General features: G+C 66.7%; 15 protein-coding genes. 5 read left to right on the top strand and 10 right to left on the bottom strand.

The features are described from left to right. Positions 1-36 precede the first annotated feature (36 nt). Genes ON44_RS36995 through ON44_RS36985 form a run of 3 tightly spaced genes read right to left on the bottom strand, consistent with a single transcriptional unit; the run spans position 37 to position 2,664 of the window. Positions 37-834 carry an enoyl-CoA hydratase/isomerase family protein gene (locus ON44_RS36995; RefSeq protein WP_063721694.1) on the bottom strand — a complete coding sequence of 266 codons (798 nt, stop codon included), beginning with the start codon at positions 832-834 and terminating at the stop codon, positions 37-39. After that, complete coding sequence (locus ON44_RS36990) at positions 831-2,342, bottom strand: class I adenylate-forming enzyme family protein (RefSeq protein ID WP_040699195.1); 1,512 nt, start codon at positions 2,340-2,342, stop codon at positions 831-833. The genes ON44_RS36995 and ON44_RS36990 overlap by 4 nt, the downstream gene beginning before the upstream one ends. 10 nt (positions 2,343-2,352) lie before the next feature. After that, on the bottom strand, positions 2,353-2,664 hold the full coding sequence (locus ON44_RS36985) for a hypothetical protein (RefSeq protein ID WP_040699194.1): 312 nt from the start codon (positions 2,662-2,664) through the stop codon (positions 2,353-2,355). Between the two features lie 290 nt (positions 2,665-2,954). Here ON44_RS36985 and ON44_RS36980 point away from each other — a divergent pair, with 290 nt between their 5' ends. Both ON44_RS36980 and ON44_RS36975 read left to right on the top strand, forming a co-directional pair. After that, entirely contained in the window at positions 2,955-3,728 is a 774-nt protein-coding gene (locus tag ON44_RS36980) for an enoyl-CoA hydratase/isomerase family protein (RefSeq protein ID WP_174415230.1), read from the top strand. A gap of 42 nt (positions 3,729-3,770) precedes the next feature. Then, positions 3,771-4,763 carry an LLM class flavin-dependent oxidoreductase gene (locus tag ON44_RS36975; protein ID WP_040699192.1) on the top strand — a complete coding sequence of 331 codons (993 nt, stop codon included), beginning with the start codon at positions 3,771-3,773 and terminating at the stop codon, positions 4,761-4,763. A gap of 41 nt (positions 4,764-4,804) precedes the next feature. Here the strand turns inward: ON44_RS36975 and ON44_RS36970 are convergent, their stop codons facing one another. After that, on the bottom strand, positions 4,805-6,307 hold the full coding sequence (locus ON44_RS36970) for an MFS transporter (RefSeq protein ID WP_051182864.1): 1,503 nt from the start codon (positions 6,305-6,307) through the stop codon (positions 4,805-4,807). A 311-nt stretch (positions 6,308-6,618) separates the two neighbouring features. On the opposite strand from ON44_RS36970, the gene ON44_RS36965 reads away from it, so the two are divergent. Together ON44_RS36965 and hsaA are read left to right on the top strand one after the other, a co-directional pair. Then, positions 6,619-8,097 (top strand): aldehyde dehydrogenase family protein, encoded by a 1,479-nt coding sequence (locus tag ON44_RS36965; RefSeq protein ID WP_040699190.1) that lies wholly within the window; start codon positions 6,619-6,621, stop codon positions 8,095-8,097. 87 nt (positions 8,098-8,184) lie between these two features. Next, positions 8,185-9,345: a 3-hydroxy-9,10-secoandrosta-1,3,5(10)-triene-9,17-dione monooxygenase oxygenase subunit gene (hsaA, locus tag ON44_RS36960; protein WP_040699188.1), complete on the top strand. Its 1,161-nt coding sequence runs from the start codon at positions 8,185-8,187 to the stop codon at positions 9,343-9,345. A 19-nt stretch (positions 9,346-9,364) separates the two neighbouring features. Here the strand turns inward: hsaA and ON44_RS36955 are convergent, their stop codons facing one another. From ON44_RS36955 to ON44_RS36930, 6 genes are all read right to left on the bottom strand, one after another. Beyond that, on the bottom strand, positions 9,365-9,904 hold the full coding sequence (locus ON44_RS36955) for a flavin reductase family protein (protein WP_040699186.1): 540 nt from the start codon (positions 9,902-9,904) through the stop codon (positions 9,365-9,367). Between the two features lie 130 nt (positions 9,905-10,034). Continuing rightward, entirely contained in the window at positions 10,035-10,937 is a 903-nt protein-coding gene (locus tag ON44_RS36950; RefSeq protein WP_040699185.1) for an IclR family transcriptional regulator, read from the bottom strand. An 80-nt stretch (positions 10,938-11,017) separates the two neighbouring features. Then, positions 11,018-11,845, bottom strand: coding sequence for an NAD(P)-dependent oxidoreductase (locus ON44_RS36945; protein WP_040699184.1), 828 nt, complete (start codon positions 11,843-11,845; stop codon positions 11,018-11,020). After that, complete coding sequence (locus ON44_RS36940; protein WP_040699183.1) at positions 11,842-13,329, bottom strand: class I adenylate-forming enzyme family protein; 1,488 nt, start codon at positions 13,327-13,329, stop codon at positions 11,842-11,844. Before ON44_RS36940 ends, ON44_RS36945 begins: the two co-directional genes overlap by 4 nt. Before the next feature lie 79 nt (positions 13,330-13,408). Continuing rightward, positions 13,409-14,602 carry a cytochrome P450 gene (locus ON44_RS36935; protein WP_040699198.1) on the bottom strand — a complete coding sequence of 398 codons (1,194 nt, stop codon included), beginning with the start codon at positions 14,600-14,602 and terminating at the stop codon, positions 13,409-13,411. Positions 14,603-14,619: 17 nt separating this feature from the next. Then, complete coding sequence (locus ON44_RS36930; RefSeq protein ID WP_040699182.1) at positions 14,620-15,615, bottom strand: VOC family protein; 996 nt, start codon at positions 15,613-15,615, stop codon at positions 14,620-14,622. A gap of 301 nt (positions 15,616-15,916) precedes the next feature. Here ON44_RS36930 and ON44_RS36925 point away from each other — a divergent pair, with 301 nt between their 5' ends. After that, positions 15,917-17,521, top strand: a complete 1,605-nt coding sequence (locus ON44_RS36925) for an FAD-dependent oxidoreductase (RefSeq protein ID WP_040699180.1) — start codon at positions 15,917-15,919, stop codon at positions 17,519-17,521. Positions 17,522-17,527: the final 6 nt, after the last annotated feature.

Genomic DNA, 17,527 nt, shown 5'->3' with positions numbered 1-17,527 from the left:
GCACTGCCCACTCCGGAACCGGAGCAAGCGCTGTCCTCACGACTCATGGACCCGATGGCCCTGCACACGCAACGCCTCGGCGGTCTGCGTGCGCTGCTCTCCGGTGAAGAATCCGTGGTGCCGTTCGCTTTCCACCGCGATGTAGTCCGCCAGCTCGGTGCGTTCGGCCAGTAGGAAATTCGCCTTGAGGGTCCGCAGGGCGGCGGGCCTACGCGCCGCGAGTTCGCGCACCAAATCGGCGACCTCGTGGTCGAATTCGTCGTCGGGAAACACCCGGGAGACGAATCCGATGGCACGGACCTCATCCGCGGTCAGCTTGCGCGGTAGGAAGCACAGGTCCCGCGCCGACGCCGCGCCGAGTGCCCGCGCCAATGTCCACGGCAGGCCGAGTTCACCGGACACACCGGCCTGCAGGAACGCCGTCGCGAATCGGGCACCGGCCGCGGCGACGCGCAGGTCGCACGCCGCGGCCCAGGCGAATCCCGGGCCCGCGCAGGCTCCGTTCACCGCGGCGAGGGTCAACTGCGGCATCTCGTGCAGCAGGGTCGCCGACTGATACATCTCGAGCGACGGCAGCACGGCGGACCCGCCCGCCCCGGCGCGGTTCAGATCCGCACCGGGGCAGAACGTCGAACCGTTTCCGGTCAGCACCACCACGGCGAGTGCATCGTCGCGGCTCAATTCGGTCAGCACGGAATGCATCTCGATGAGAAGCTCCGGAATCACCGTGTTGCGTGCTTCCGGTCGATCGAAACGCACCCACGCGACAGGCCCCTCGATCGTGACATCGAGGGTGCTCGAGCCCGATACCGGTCCCGGTTGGGTGGTGCTCACCCTGCGGTCGGCTGACGATCGGCCGTCAGCGCCGCGACGATATCCCGGCGCACCAGCTTGCCGGTCGCGGTGCGCGGCAGTTCCGGCCAGTACGTGATGCGATCGGGAGTCTTGGAGCCGCGCAATGTCTTTCGCACCTCCGCGCGCAGTTGTTCGGCATCGACGTCCACCCCGCTGCGCGGGACGACAACGGCCTCGATCCGCTGGCCCCACTCCTCGTCGACCACACCGACGACGACCGCGTCGAGCACATCCGGATGCCGCAGCAGGACGTCCTCGATCTCGGCGGGCGCGATATTCTCCGCGCCGCGGATGATGGTGTCGTCGACCCGGCCCTCGATGTAGAGATAGCCGTCGGCATCCACGCGGCCGTGGTCACGGGTGTGGAAGAAGCCCCGTTCGTCGACCGAGGCACCGTGCCCGGCGTATTCGCCCGAGACCTGCTCGCCACGCACCCAGATCTGGCCAGGCTCCCCCGCCGCGGCGAGCGCACCGGATTCGGCGCGAACCTCGAGCTCGATACCCGGTACCGGCCGGCCGGCCGATCCGATTCGAGCACGCACCGCGGGATCGTCGCTGGCGACGGCCGCACGATGCTCCTCGGGCCCCAGCACCGAGATCGTGGAGGAGGTCTCCGTCAACCCGTAGGCATTGACGAAATCGACATGCGGCCACTCCCGCAGCGCGGTCTCGATCACCCGCACCGGCATCTTGGCGCCGCCGTAGGCGAGCGAACGCAACGACGGGACCGAGCGGTCGAGCCCGTCACCGTCCATGATCCGGGCGAGCATGGTCGGAACGACCATCGCATTCGATATCCGTTGCTCGCGCACGAGTTCGAGCCACTGCTGCGGCGTGAACTGTTCGAGAGTGAGCACCCGACGCCCGGCATACAGGTTCGTCAAAACGTTGGACACGGCCGCGATGTGGTACGGCGGCACGCTCATCAGCGCGGCCTCGTCGGCGTCCGCACCCGCGAATTCCACCGTGCCGAGCACATACGACACCAAGTTGTGGTGCCGCAGGACCACACCCTTCGGCGCGGAGGTCGTGCCGCTGGTGTAGATCAACACCGCGGGTGTTTCGGGCGCGGCCGGAACCTCGCCACCGTCGTCGACACCGGCAGCCGCCGCGGCAGCCAACCACTCTTCCTGGCTCCGCACCGACAGCCCCGCCCGGCGCAATGCCTCGGCCTGTTCGGGATCGGCGATACCGAGTGCGCGTGGATGATTCGCCAATAACGCGTCCAGTTGCTCCGCGCCGAGGCGGTAGTTCACCGGCACCAACGGCACACCCGCCTGGGCCGCCGCGAACAGCGCGACCGGGAAGGCCGGACCGTTGACGGCGAGGTACACGATCGCATCGGCACCGGCCGCACGGACCACCCGCGCACCGCCGGCGGCCAGTTCGCGCAGCCGCGTCGGCGTGAGTCCATCGGCCGTCCGCCCGACCACGATTCGGTCGCCGAAACCGTCGGCGGCCATATCCAACAGCATCGCTACGTTCATCGATGCGCTCTCAGTCCGAGGCCGGCAGCGGCTTGGCGTTCTTGAGCGGCAACGCGACGCCGTTCACCGCCAGCGTGCCCTGCCCCGCCTTCGTGCAGAGCAATTCCACACCGAGCTCCTCATCGGCGTAGCGCTTGCCGAGCTGCGAACCGCCGAGCTGTTCGGGATCGGCGGTGCCGGCGGGAACGCCGCCGGGGCCCTTCGGATCGACCATCGCCGCCCCGCCACAGGTGATCTCCAGATCGGCCTGCGGAGCGCGCACGACGATGACCGTCGTCGTGTCGACCGTGCTGGCGAGCGTCTGCCCCACGCGTGGCTTCATCGCAACTTCCTCCGTGGATCTCGTCGTGCCATCTCGCCCCGACCGCCGTCGTCACGAACACATCCAGACGACCGAGACCAGAGAAGAGTATACGACTTATCTAGAATCCGCCGCAGCCCGAGGGTTGGGCCGCGCGGCACTATTGCTTGTCTACCACATATTAAGCGCTTCGAATCGGACCACGACCAGCACGGAGCCGAATGTCGCCGGTAGAACAATTTGTTACACTCTAATCCGGCCACTCTCCGGAGGGCCGCATTCAGCCGACCCACGAACATCGGAGTTTCCGGATGGAGCTGAAAACCGTCCTGTTCGATCTGACCGACCACGTCGCGACGATCACCCTGAACCGACCGGAAGCCATGAACAGCTTCAACCAGGAGATGCTCGAGGACTTCGATCGCATCTGGCAGCGAGTGAAGTTCGATGACGATATCCGTGTCGTCGTGCTGCGCGGTGCGGGCGACCGCGCATTCTGCACCGGTATGGACGTCAAGCAGGGCATCGACCGCCATACCAATGTCTGGTCGCAGACCGATCCCGGCGAGAAGTTGTCGCCGAAGCTCAACCAGGTGTGGAAACCGCTGGTCTGCGCGGTGCACGGAATGGCCGCCGGGGGCGCGTTCTACTGGCTGAACGAGGCCGACATCATCATCTGCGCAGAGGACGCGAGCTTCTTCGACCCGCATGTCAGCTATGGGCTGACCGCGGCGCTGGAACCGATCGGGCTCGCACGCCGGATTCCGCTGGGTGAGACATTGCGCATCGCGCTGCTCGGCCTGGACGAGCGGCTGTCCCCTGAGCGCGCCATGCAGATCGGCCTGGTCAGCGAGATACTGCCGCGCGATCAGCTCTGGGATCGCGCCGACGAGATCGCCCGCATCATCGCCGCCAAACCACCGGCCGCGATCCAGGGCACGGTCCGGGCGATCTGGGAGTCGCTCGACACCGGCCGCACCCAGGCGCTGCGCACCGGCCTGTCCTACACCCAGATCGGCAACCCCATCGGCAAGGCCGAAATCGACCGCGCCGCGGTGCCCCGCAACAAATGGACGCTGCGCTGACGCGCTGCTACCACCGATCAGACTGTCCAAGAGGAGAATTCGATGAAGTTCGGCATGCCGTGGCCCGGCCGCGACGTCGGGAAGGAGGCCGAGCAGGCCGGTGTTGAAGCCTTCTGCACCGGAGACTTCGTCGACCACGACGCCTACCTCACCGTGGCCGAGATCGTCGCAAATACCCAACGCGCACTGGTCGGTCCGGCCATCGCCTACGCCTTCGCCCGCACCCCGTACGCGCACGCCACCGCCATGCGGCAACTGCACGCGCAGGCACCCGGTCGACTGTTCCTCGGCCTCGGCACCGCCGCCTTCCGGATCAACCGCGACTGGTTCGGCGTCCCCGCCGATCGCCCGGTCGACCGGATCGCCGAGACCATCGATGTGGTGCGCGCCTGGCTGCATGCGGAAAACGGCGAGAAGATCCAGTACTCCGGTGAGTTCTATTCGATAGACGCCGATGTCAGGGCCCCGGTGCTCGGCCGCCTCGATATCCCGGTACTGCTCGCGGGATTCAACAGCCGGATGGCCGCCACCGCGGGCCGGGTCGGTGACGGTGTGATCGGCCACGGCCTGTTCACCCGCACCTGGTGGAACGACATCGTGCGCCCGGCGGTCGACCGCGGGGCGGCCGGTAGCGGTCGACGCCCACTCGAACACGGCTGGATCATCACCGCCATCGATGACAACGCACCGGAACGTGCCATCGCCGACGCCCGCCGCATGATCGCCTTCTACCTCACCGTCAAGACCTACGACCCCTACGTCGCCCATCACGGTTGGGAAAGCCCTGTCGCACAACTGCGCTCGGCATTCCGGGCGGGCGATACCGACGGTATGGTCAAGGCGGTGACCGACGAGATGCTCGCCGAGATCGCGCTCTGCGGGACCACCGCCGACGCCCGTGCGGCCCTCGCGCGCCGCGCCGACGCCCTGCCCCGCGATGTCGGCTATTTCGCCCCGCCCTCGTATCTGGTGAGTCCCAAACGTCGTGCGGCATATGCCCATTCCAGCCTCGCCCTGATCGGCACCACACCCTGAGCAAAAGCGGCCGCGCTTGCGCGCGGCCGCCCTCGACTCGATCAGTGCGTCAATACCGGAGCCTCCGCATCCTGCGCGACAGGTGCAGGCAGTTGCTCGATCTTGCGGGGCAGCAGCACGGCGAGCAGCGCGCCGATGGCGCAGGCCACCGCACCGATCAGGAACGCGACTTGGAATCCCCTATCCGTGTAGAGCACCGCGCCATGGGTCATTTCGAGCGGGATCGGCGCGATATAGGAGTTGTTCAGCACGGTGAACGCGAGCACCGGCAAGACCGCCGCGACGACACTCTGCAAGGCATTCGCGATACTCGCCGTGCTGGCTTGCAACTGCGGCGGAACCGCCTCGATCAACAGATTCGGAACCGATGCGTAACCCAGCCCCATACCGGTGCCCGCCATACCCGCGAACACGAGCAGCAGCGCCTTGTCGTCATGCTTTACCGCGATGAGCACGAAAGCGAGCGCGAAGAGCAACAGGCCGACGATCATCAGCAACCGCGGCCGAACACTGCGGCTGACCAGAATGCCGACGACCACACCGCCGACGACGACCATGCCGCCGATCGGCGCCTGGAAGATCGCGAATCCCTTTGCGCTGACGCCGAATCCGTAGCCCAGTCCGACGGCGGCGGGCGTCATCACCATCATCGGCAGCAGAATGGTGATGAGCGCACTGCAGCCGTAGCACATGCTGGAGCCGATGGAGATCAGCAGTACCGGCCGTCGGCGCAGCACATCCAGATCGAGCAGTGGGTCGCGCACGATTCCGGCCGTTACCAACCAGGCCACCACCAACACAGCGCCGCCGACGAGGTAGGCGAGCGTCGACCCGGTCGTCCAGCCCCAGGTGGGACCGAAGCTGACCGCGACGAGTATGCCCGCGATGCCGAAACCGAGCAGCAGCGCACCGGCGAAGTCGACCCGCGACCGCACCCGCACGGTGGATTCGCCGGTGGTAAGCGCGATCATGGTGCCGAAAACCGCGAGCCCGATCACGAACAACCAGAAGATGCTGCGGAAACCGTAGTCGTCCAGCAGCCAGCCGGTGATGAACGGCGCCGGTATCGCGATGAGGCCCAGACCACTGGTGGTAACGCTGACCGCGAGCGCGACCGTCTTCTTCGGGAACACATCCCGGATCAGCGAGTAGGCCAGGAAGACACACGGCGTGAGCACCCCCATCAGCGCCCGGCCGGTGATCAGCACCGCGTAGCTGGTCGCGACCGCGGAGACGAGCGCGCCGAGCACCGAGACGGCGACACAGGCCAGCAGTACCTTCCGCTTGCCGTACATATCGGCCAGCTTGCCGAGCAGCGGACCCGTCACAGCCCCGACCAGCAGAAATGCCGTCAGCATCCAGGCGCCCTGAGTCGTCTGGAAATGCACGGAGATTTCTGGCACCGCCATCGAGACCATCATGTAGCTGAGGGTGAGTATCTCGAGCGTCAGCACGATCGAGGCCAGGGAAAGTACCAGCCGCGGCGTCCATGTCTGTGCGGCGTCCGGCATCGGTGCGACATCGGGCGATTCTTCGAATTGCATTGCAGGGCTCATCGATCGAGTCCTTTCGGGGGCTGCCACGGAGCTCTCGTTTCCGACTCGCACCGAGCAATCGAGCCGTGGCTTTGGTTTGGTGATCGCATTCGCCCTGCTCGGAGTGGGGCGAAGACGTACGCGACAGCACACCCCCTGTGCGGCGGGTCACACAATCGACCTTTCCACTCAGCGGCAATTGGACAAACGACTCAGCCAGTTCGGCTATTCAGTACACTTTTAAGGCGTGGTGTGCGGGCAGCGCCGCAGGTGGGCCTGCCCAGAAGACCGACGCAGATCCGGCAATCAGGAGACCGAACATGACCACGGCGTACTCGTTCTCGACGCAGCTCTATATCGACGGGCACCGCACCGACGGCGAATCGGACGAGCTCATCAGTGTGCGCAATCCCGCGACGGAGGAGACGATCGCCTACGTCCCGCAGGCCTCGATCCCGGACGTGCGCCGCGCTATCACGGCCGCGCGCAAGGCATTCGACGAAGGTCCCTGGCCGCGGATGAAGCCCGCCGAGCGGGCCGCGGTGCTGCTGCGCATGGCCGAGGAGATGGAGCGCCGCCTGCCCGAGCTCGTCGCCGTCAATATTGCCGAGGCGGGTTCGGTCCGCTCGTTGGCCGAGACCCTGCAGACCCGGGTGCCGGTTGCCCATCTACGCGATATGGCCGAGCGCGTCATGCCGGCCTTCGCGTGGGAACGCCCGATGGAACCCACCATCGCCGCGGGTATCGGCATCTCCCAGGGACAGATCCGGCGCGAGGGCTTCGGGGTCTGCGCGCTGATCGCGGCCTACAACTTCCCGTTCTTCCTCAGCATGATGAAGGTGATCCCCGCCTTGGCCGCGGGTTGCACCGCCGTGCTGAAGCCCGCGCCGACCACCCCGCTGGAATCCTTGTTGATCGGTGACTTCGCCGACGCCGCCGGTCTGCCGCCGGGCGTGCTGAACATCGTGACCGGCGATATCGACGCGGGCCAGGAGCTGACCACCAATCCCATGGTGGACCTGGTCAGCTTCACCGGATCGGACACCGTCGGGCGAATGGTCTACGCACAGGCCGCAAGCTCGATCAAGAAGGTCGTGCTCGAACTCGGCGGCAAGTCCGCGAATATCGTGCGCGCCGATGCCGACCTCGACGGGGCGGTCCGGTCCGCACTCATGGGCATCACGGTGCACGCCGGCCAGGGCTGCTCGATCCTGACCCGGACGATCGTGCACGAGTCCGTCCACGACGAACTTGTCGCGCGGCTGCGCGTCGCGCTCGCCGGTGTCCGGGTCGGCGATCCGGCACACGAATCCACCACGATGGGGCCGTTGATCACCGCGGCGCAGCGGGAGAAGGTCGAAAAGCTGATCCGCGTCGGCGAGGAGGAGGGCGCGCGGATCGTCAGCGGTGGCGGACGCCCGGCCGGCCTGGACAAGGGCTACTTCGTGGAGCCGACCCTCTTCGTCGATGTCGACAATTCGATGACGATCGCGCAGACGGAGTTCTTCGGCCCGGTCGGCGTCGTCATCCCGTTCCGCACCGACGACGAGGCGGTCCGCATCGCGAACGACAGCCCCTACGGTTTGGCCGGTGCCGTCTGGAGCGCCGACACCATGGCCGCCTACGACATCGCGACCCGCGTTCGCGCGGGCGGCATAGCGATCAACGGCGGCAGTGCGGGGGTCAACCCACGCTTGCCGTTCGGCGGATACAAGCAGAGCGGAATCGGCCGGGAGTGGGGCGAATTCGGCCTCGACGAATTCCTGCAGACCAAGGCCATCAGCTGGGCCGCGCGCTGATCGACCGGGCTGGGATGTCTGCGTGCCTGTTACGCTCCGCCGTGAAGTCACTGGTGTAGGGGGCGAGGACACACGAAAGAACCCGGCATGAATGCAGACGTAGCCGCAGCAGTCGGCGAACTGTTGCCCACGCTGGCCGAACGGGCGGCGCGGGTCGACGAAACCGGCGAGATACCGGCGGAGACGATGACCGATTTGATCGGTACGGGCATCTTCCGGCTGCTGCGACCGAAATCCCAGGGCGGGTTGGAGGCCGATCCGCTGGACTTCTACGATGCGGTCCGCGCGGTCGCCACCGCGTGCGGCTCCACCGGATGGGTGACGTCGGTACTCGGCCTGGCCCCTTGGCATGTGGCACTTTTCGACGAGCGCGCGCAACGTGATGTGTGGTCGGAGGATCCGGACGCATTGATCTGTTCGTCCTACGCACCGGTCGGGAGATTCGTTCCGGTCGCCGGAGGTTACGAAGTCTCGGGACATTGGCGATTCGCCAGCGGATGCGCGCACTCGTCGTGGGCGCTGCTCGGCGGCACCATCGTGGCCGAGAACGGACAGCCGGTGGATATGGTCAGCGGGCTGGTGCCCTGCGCCGACTATCGGATGTCGAAGGTGTGGGATGCGGCCGGACTGCGCGGTGCAGGCAGCGACGATCTCTACGCCGAACGGATTTTCGTCCCGGAGCATCGCGTGACGCGGTTCTACGACATCGCGCTGCTACAGAGCCCGGGACACAAGGCGAATCCCGGCCCGCTCTACCGGATGCCGTACGGCACCATGTACACCTACGCGAACAGCTCACCGATGGTCGGCATGGCTCAGGGCTGCCTCGACGTCTTTCTGACGCGGATGCGAGACAGTAACCGGCTCAGTTTCGGTGGCGGCAGTATCACCGCGGATCAGCCGACCGCGGCGGCGCGCGCCAGCGCGGAAATCGACGCGGCCATCCTGCAGATGAGCCGGAGCCTTCGCGAGTTGTACGAATGCGTCTGTGGACGACAGGACATTCCGCTCGACCTGCGGTTGCGCGCCCGTCGTGATCAAGCGCTCGGCGCGGAACGCGCGTTGACGTCGATTGATCTGGTGTTCGCGGCAACCGGCGGGATGCTGCTGCGCCGTCGCAATCCGATCGAGCGGGCCTGGCGCGACGCACATATCGCGGGCATTCACGCGTCCAATGATGTCGGTACGGCGCTGACGCTGTACGGGCGCGGAACGTTCGGATTGCCGGTCGACGACATGTTGGTCTGAGACCGAAACCGGACCCGGGTCACCACCAACCGACGAGACGATCCATCAATAGCGTCGCACTCGCGAGATAGTCGCCGTATCCGCCGCGGAAGAAGAGCAGCGGTGTCCGCACCGACTCGATATTCAGATCGCTGACCCGGCCGACGACCAGATAGTGGTCACCGATCTCGACCACCTGCACGAGCGTGCAGTCTACCCAGGCCACGATGCCGTCCAGCACCGGATTGCCGAGCGGTGACGGTGCCCAGGACACGCCCTCGAACCGGTCGGCGCCCCGAGCCGACAACCGGCGAGAGGTCGGTTCCTGGTTGCCGGCGAGCGCGTTGGCGCAGAATCGGCCCGCCTCCTGGATCATCGACAGCGTCGACGAGGTCCGGTTCACCAGGAAAGACACCAATGGTGGCTCGAGCGAAACCGAGGTGAAGGTGCCGACGATCAACCCGTGCGGACACCCGTCCGACGCCGTGGTGGTAATCGCGACAACACTCGTCGGAAAATGACCGAGCACATCACGGAAACGCCTGGCGCCCATCGACACCGGATCGGGAAGCGGACTCATACGGGGTCCTCACCTCTCTTGCGGAATGATCGAGCCGACGGCCGACTGGAACGCAAGTTTGGTCAGGAAACGGGGTGGACCTGTGGCGCTTTCCGCTCAGCGGAAAACGGCCTGGCTGCGTGCGGGGAGCTCAGAACCACTCGCCGCGCTCGCCCAGAGCGACGATTCGTCCGACGGTCTCGGTGAGCGCCGGGATCTGAGGCTCATCCGACACGACAACGGTTTCGAAACGCGCCGAATGTTTGCGCGCGGTGTCACCCATCAGCTTTTCCGATATCGCGTGCGCGGTATTGGCGACCAGGGGCGCCAGCCGTTCGATCGGTGCTCGCACATCGCCGACGAGTGAGATCCCGCCGACCGGTCCCTTGGGACCGCGGACCGCCGCACCGACGCAGGCGATCTGCTGGAAGCATTCGCCGCGTTCGAAGGCCAGACCGCGGCGCGCACGAATGCGAATCAGCTCCTGATGCAGGACCTCGAGATCGCCGATGCTGTGCGCGGTCCGCTTGACCAGGACATCGCGGTACAGATCGTCGATCTGTTCCGGCGACAGCCACGCCAGCATGCTCTTTCCGACGGCCGTGCAGTGCGCGGGTACCCGGCCACCGACGACCGACGGCACCTGGACCGCGGCCTTGCCTCCGAACTTGTCCAGGTAGTACGCCTCGGCGCCGTCCAGAACGGCCAGGTGCACCACCATCTCCGTGCGCACCGACAGGTTGTGCAGGAGCGGGAACGCCGCTGTCCGCAGCGCGCCGTGCCCTTCTTCCCGGCCACCGAACCCGAGTGCCCGTTGACCGAGGCCGTAGTCACGACCGTTGCGCTCGAGCCACCGCAGCCGAACCAGTTGTTCCAAGATGCGATGGGTCGTCGAGCGCGGCAGATTGGTGCGTCCGGCGACATCCTCGAGCGAGAGCCGGATCTGCGGGCCACCGAACGAATCCATGATCAGTGTCATCCGCTCCACCATCGACGGTGGCGACTCTTGCCGTTCGGAGGTGGCGACCGCATTGTCATTCACCACTGAGGCCATTGGCCAGCCTCCTTCTTGGAGCTTGAACCTCAGGCGCGAGTGTAGCGAAAGACGACCGCTTTAAGGTGGCGATATCGGAATTAAGTTCCCTCTTTAGCGGCGATATGGCCGATGTCGATCGGGCCGCCGCAGGCCGCGCCGAGCAGGCCCGAGAAATCGACGCCGGAATCCGTCAATGCGGCTCTGCAGGCGGCGACGTCCTTGTGCAGAAAAGGTGCGACCGCGGTGGCGAAGGATTCCGATCCACCGCGGTCGGCGATATAGCGCCCGGCCGTCGTACCGCCGCTGCTGACCGCGAGCGCCTCGAGCATTACACCTTCGTCTATCCCCACCCCGCGGCCCAATGTCAGGCCTTGCAGGGTGAGCTGCGAGACCGCGGCGAAGAGCAGGTTGTTGATCAACTTCACCCGCAGCGCCGACCCCCGCCCACCGGTTTCGATGACGGTTCCGGCATAGCGCCCGACGACCTGGCGCGCGATCGCGACGTGATCGGGCGCGCCACCGAGAAAGACCACCAACTCCCCCGCGCGCACCGCCTCCGGTGTCCCGCTGAATGTCGCGTCCACAACCGCAGCTCGTCCGGTCGGCGCGAACCGGTCCAGACTGTGCAGCACCTCCGGCGTCCCGGTGGTGTGCGACAGCAGGACCGTGCCCTCGGCCATCGCTTCGACGACTTCGGGCAGCAGGGCGGATATCTGGTCGTCGCCGAACAGACAGCTGACGACGACATCCGCGGCCGCGATATCCCGGATTCGATCGACGGGCTCCGCGCCGAGTGCCGCCAGCCGGTCCCGTACCTCCGGCCGCCGCGCGTACAGCCGGACCCGGTGCCCCGCCGCCAGCAATCGCTCCACCATCGCCGCACCGATCCGTCCGGCGCCGATGAATCCGATCGTCAGCGCCGTCATGATCGGTTCCGTCGCTCCCGCACGATATCGAGCAGTTCCATCCGGCTCACCTTGCTCGATGGCGTGCGCGGCAGCTGGTCCAGGACCACGACGTGCACCGGCACCTCGTACGGCAGCAGGTGTGCACGACAGAGCGCGACGAGTTCGTCGCTGTCGGGCGGTATCAGTCCCGGTTCGATTTCGATCGCGGCCACGGGCACATGTCCGAGCCGGGGGTCGGGCAGTCCGGCCACCGCGGCCTCGCGCACCGCCACGTGCGACTCCAGCACCCGCTTGACGGTCTCCGGCTGGACCTTGAAGCCGCCGCGGATGATGGCGTCGTCGGCACGTCCGTCGATCCAGAGGAAGCCGTCGACATCGATCCGCGCCAGATCGCTGGTCTGGACCCACTCTCCGGCGCCTTCCGCGGTCTGCGCGGTGCGGACCTCGAGCCGTCCGGTCGTCCAACCGCCGAGCTCGACGCCGTCCTCGCCGGTCACCCGCAATTCGACGCCGGGGAAGGCGCGACCGGCGCTGCCTGCCTTCAGGTCCCACCACTGTTCGTGCAGCGCCAGCGTCCAGCCGGCCACCGCACCCGCGAATTCGGTTGCCCCATAGGTCATGAGCACCGGGATGCCATACGTGCGAAAGAAGGAGTCCGCCAACTCTTTCGGGCACGGCGCGGTCCCGGAGGTGACGACCTGCAGGCTCGCCAGTCGCTCCCGCGACACCCCGGAATCGAGCACGGCCCGCAGTGCCGCGGGCACCAGGCTCACGGCCCGCAACCGATGCCGCTCCACGGCGCTTACCCATGGTTCCAGGACGAACTTGGGCATGAGAATCATCCGCCGGCCCATGGCGAGGCAGGCCAGTGCCCGCCACAGGCCGCCGATGTGCACGAGCGGCGCGTTCACCAGTACCGCCGACCGGGACAGCAACCGGTCTTCCCGCGCCGTCTGCCCACCGGAAGTCAGTGCCTGATCCAACTGCTCGGTGCGCAGATGCACCCGCTTGGGCACGCCGGTCGTCCCCGAGGTGAGCATTTCGACGACCGTTCCCGGATTGGTCACGGCGGAGGCACGGACCTGGCCGCCCACTCGCCGCACCGAGCCGTCGTCCCGCAGTTCCAGGGCAACACCGGCCGCCGTGGCGGCATCGAGCACGCCGTCACGGGCGAGCAGCTCGGATCCGCACACGACCGCGGGCAGATCACACGCGATGATGTCGGCGGCCAGCCGCGGCGCCGGCTGCAGCGGAGCGAGCAGCACGACGCATCGACCGGACGCGATCAGCGCGGCGACCACCGCGACATGTTCGGGCCGGTTCTCCAGAACCACACCGACGCGGGATCCCGCACCGAGACCGGCGGATTCCAGCGCATCGACGACCGAGCGCGCGGTCGCCTGGATCCGACCCCAGGTCCACCAGATCTCCTCGTGCTCGATCGCTTCGGCGTCGGCCGGAGCCTCGGCAAGCAGCCGGGTCAGCTGGTCGCGAATTCCCACGTGGTAATGCCTTTCGACGGTCCGAGTCCCGCTCGGCGTGAATTTCGATCGTGTCGTCATGCGCCTGCCCGGCCGTGGTTCACCACTCGAGGCGCAAGGACATCAAGCCGTACATGTTTCCGGTCTGCTCGAGCTGCTGCCCCGGGGTGATCCGGTAGTCCGGAATTCGCTTGTGCCACTCCTCCATCGCGACATTCAGCTCCAGTCGCGCCAGATGCGAACCCAAGCAGCGGTGCGGGCCCGAACCGAAGGCGATGTGGTTGTTCGCGGTGCGATGCAGATCCACCTCGAGCGGATCATCGAATCGCTCGGCGTCCCGGTTGCTCACCGCGAGCGGCAGCATCACCATGTCACCGGATTTCACCGGACAGCCGCCGATCTCGGTGTCTCGCATCGCCTTTCGTGCCGGGATGACGAACGAATAGACGCGCAGCACTTCCTCGACGCCATTGGCGATCAGCGACGGGTCGGCGACGATGGCCGCGCGATCCTCATGGTGCGCGGCGAAGTGGTACATGGCCCAGCCGATGGCGATGGGGACCGTGTCGAAACCCGCCTGGAACATCAGGATGCAGAACGCGTGCATATCGGCGTCGCTGAGAAGCTCGCCATCGATCCGCCAGCTCATCATGCGAGACAGCAGATCATCGCGCGGGGCGTCGCGACGCAGCGCGATCTGCTCTTCGAAATAGGCCGACGCGGCGGTCATCGCGGCAAGTTGCCGACGGTGGTCGGGATCCTCGGCGTGCGGCAGGTGCAGCATCTCGTGCACCCACTCCAGGAATTGGTCCAGGTCCTGCTCGGGCAGGCCCATCAGCCGCATGAAGATCAAGGTCGGGAACCGGCGCGCGAACTCGTCGAGTACGTCCGCGGCACCCTTGGGCAGCAGCCGGTCGATCATGTCCGCCGCGATCTTCCGGATCTCCGGCTCGCGGGTGGCGACCCACTTGGGCCCGAACTCGCTGCCCAACAGCCGCCGCCACTTGGTGTGCAGCGGCGGATCCAGCATCTCCGGAATCCACAGGAACTTCGGATTCGGCTCGAGGACCGTCACCGAGGTGCTGGAGAACGTCCGCCAGTCCTGCAGCGCCTCTTGGATCGCCTGGCCGTCCGTAATGACCCAATAACCCTGTGCGACAGTACTTCTGAACGCGGAGTGAGTGCCGGCGAGCTGGTCCCACTGCTCGTGATGGCTCAGCAACGGGCCTGATAGTCGATTGTCGAAGTAGTAGGCGGGCACACCCTCGTGGGTGCCTTGGGACTCGAGCGTCATGATGTTCCTCTCGTTGGTCACAATCCGGCCGACGGTGTGGTCGACAGGAACGCGCCGCCCGGACCGACATCGAGGGCCTCGCCGTACCACGTCTGCCCCCACTGCAATTCGGGGATCTTCCACTCGAGCGCCTGCCAGTCCGGATCGAAGATGAGGTATCCACCGGAGTACAGCTCGACCCGGTGACCGGAGCCGGGATCATGGATGTACAGGTACATCGCCTGCCCGATGCCGTGCTTGCCCGGACCGTGCCCGAAGTCGATGTCGAGATCACGGATCTCGTCGACCGCCCGCAGAATGTCGTGGAAGTTCTCGATATTGAACGCCACGTGGTGGAACGCCCCGTTCTTCTCCTCCCCGTTGACACCGATCGCGATGTCGTGCACCTGGGGCGTCACCGACAGCCACGAGGCGAGGATGGTTTCCGGGAACTGCGGGATCATCGCGAACTCCCGGCGCTTGAACCCCAACGCATTGCGCAACCAGCCCTCGGCCTGGTTCACCGTGGTCGGACTGCACTGCACGTTCAGATGGTCCAGCCGCCGGACGCCGAAACCGCGGCGGCGTGCAGAGTTGCTGAGCAGCTTCGAGCGCAATTCCGGTGGCGCGAGTGGCTTTTCGATGTCGTAGTACAGCTCGAAGGGATGTTCGCTGCCCGGCACCAGGAAGCGGATCGCGGTGCCGCGGCCGAGCTCGTGATCGACGGGCAGCTCGACCGCCTCGATCTCCGCCTCGGTCAGCTGCTTGTGGAAGAGCTCGACATCCTGCGGCCGTTTCACCCGGAAGCTGTAGCTGTTCACCCGCGCCTCGTCCTGCTGGGTGAGCACCAGCGAGTGGTGCACCAGTTCCTGGTACCCGCGCAGATAGGCCACACCGTCGGATTCGGCGACCACCTCCATACCCAGCAGGTCCCGGAAGAACCAGATCGAACGCCGCAGATCCGGGGTCCCCAGGTTCAGGCCACCGGCGTGGGCAATCTGCGGGCCGGGATCGTAGTCGTGCGAACCAGCCATGCGAGCTCTCCTTCGAGTCGGAATGTCCTGCTGGCTGGCAAGTTTGAGCAGGAACCGGGCGCCGGATGCCGGACTTTCCGAACAATGAGACGCACCGGCTTCCGACGAGCCGCCGCCGACGGCTCCCCGACCACGACCGGCGCCATCCCGCTCAGCGGAATCACGCACTCGGCCCGACATCGTCGGCCGCACACTCGACGGACCCTCGATCCCCGATGACCGGTCGCTTCGCTGCCGCACGGTCCGGCGCCGCCGCAACCGACCGCGCGAGCTATCGACACAGCGATACAAGGAGACAGCAATGCCCGCTGACCAGGAAACCTACGATGTCGTGGTAGTCGGCTCCGGCGGCGGTGGCCTGATCGGCGCCTATGCGGCCGCCGCCCGCGGGCTGCGCACGCTGGTACTGGAGAAGACCGCACTGATCGGTGGCACGACGTCGTATTCCGGTGCGGGACTGTGGTTTCCGGGCAGCGCCCCGATCTCGCGCGCGGGCATCGAGGATGATCCCAAGGCCGCCCGCACCTACCTGCGCGACGTCGTCGCCGACAAGTCGCGCGAACCGTTGCAGGATGCCTACCTGCGGACCGCGCCCCAACTGATCGATGACCTCGAGCAGAACCCGCTGTTCGGATCCTTCGTCTACCAACCCGTCCCCGAATACTTCTACGGCCGTCCCGGATCGACCGCCACCGGTCGAACCGTATTCCCGCAGGAGATCTCGGTCGCCGAACTCGGGGAGCTCGCCCCGCTCATCCGTCGCTCCGTCCCCGAAGAACGCTGGGGTATCGACGAAGGACCGGTGCTCGTCGGTGGCCGCGCGCTGATCGGCCGGGCGCTGACGGCATTCCTCGCAACGGGCAACGGCTCCTACCTGCTCGAGACCGCCCTCACCGACCTGCTGGTCGAGGACGGGCGGGTCACCGGTGTGGTGGCGGTCAGCGGCGGCGAGCGCCACACATTCCGCGCGACCCGCGGCGTGATCCTGGCCGCAGGCGGCTTCGAGCACAACCGTGAGATGCGCGAGCAGTATTCACCCGTGCCGCTCACCGGCGAATGGTCCCACGGCGCGCCGGAGAACACCGGCGACGCGATCCTGGCCGGCCGCGCGATCGGCGCGGCCACCGACCTGCTCGACGAGGCCTGGTACGTCCCTGGCGTGGTGCAGCCCGACGGTCGGCCCGTCTTCCATACCGGCACCCGCGGCGGGATCTGGGTCAATGCCGAGGGCGAGCGCTTCATGAACGAAACGCAGCCCTACGACCGCGCCGGGCACGAAATGGCCCGGCTGCAACGCGATACCGGTATTACGCACAGCACCGCGTATTGGATATTCGACCACCGGCAGCTCGAACGCGACGGCTTCGGCGGTGACCCGGAGCAGCCGGTGCGTCCGGAGTGGTTCGCGTCCGCCGCCTTGCACCGCGCCGATACCCTCGAAGAATTGGCCGAACTGATCGGCGTGCCGCCGGAGAAACTGCGCAAGTCGATCGAGGAGTACAACGGCTATTCGAAGTCCGGTGTCGACGAGCGTTTCCACCGCGGCGAGGCGCCGTGGGACCAGATGTTCCAGTACATCGTCGGTTACCCGGCCGATCCCAGGCAGAACTACCTCGTGCCGCTGGCCACCGAGCTGCCCAACCCGCTGCTCATCCCCGTCGACACCCCGCCCTACTACGCGGCCACCGTCGTACTGTCCGATATCGGAACCAAGGGTGGTCTCGTGACCGACGAGCACGCCCGCGTACTCCGCTCGGACGCAACGCCGATCGAAGGTCTCTACGCGACCGGCAACACCATGGCCGCAATGTCCGGTGGCGCGTACCCCGGCGCCGGAACACCGATCGGTTCGAGCCTCGTCTTCGCCTATCTCGCCGCACTCGACCTCGCCGGACGAACCGCTTAGGAGTCG

It is taken from the genome of Nocardia vinacea NBRC 16497, assembly GCF_000308835.1.
GTDB lineage: Bacteria > Actinomycetota > Actinomycetes > Mycobacteriales > Mycobacteriaceae > Nocardia > Nocardia vinacea.
This window is presented reverse-complemented; position numbering and strand designations above follow the sequence as displayed.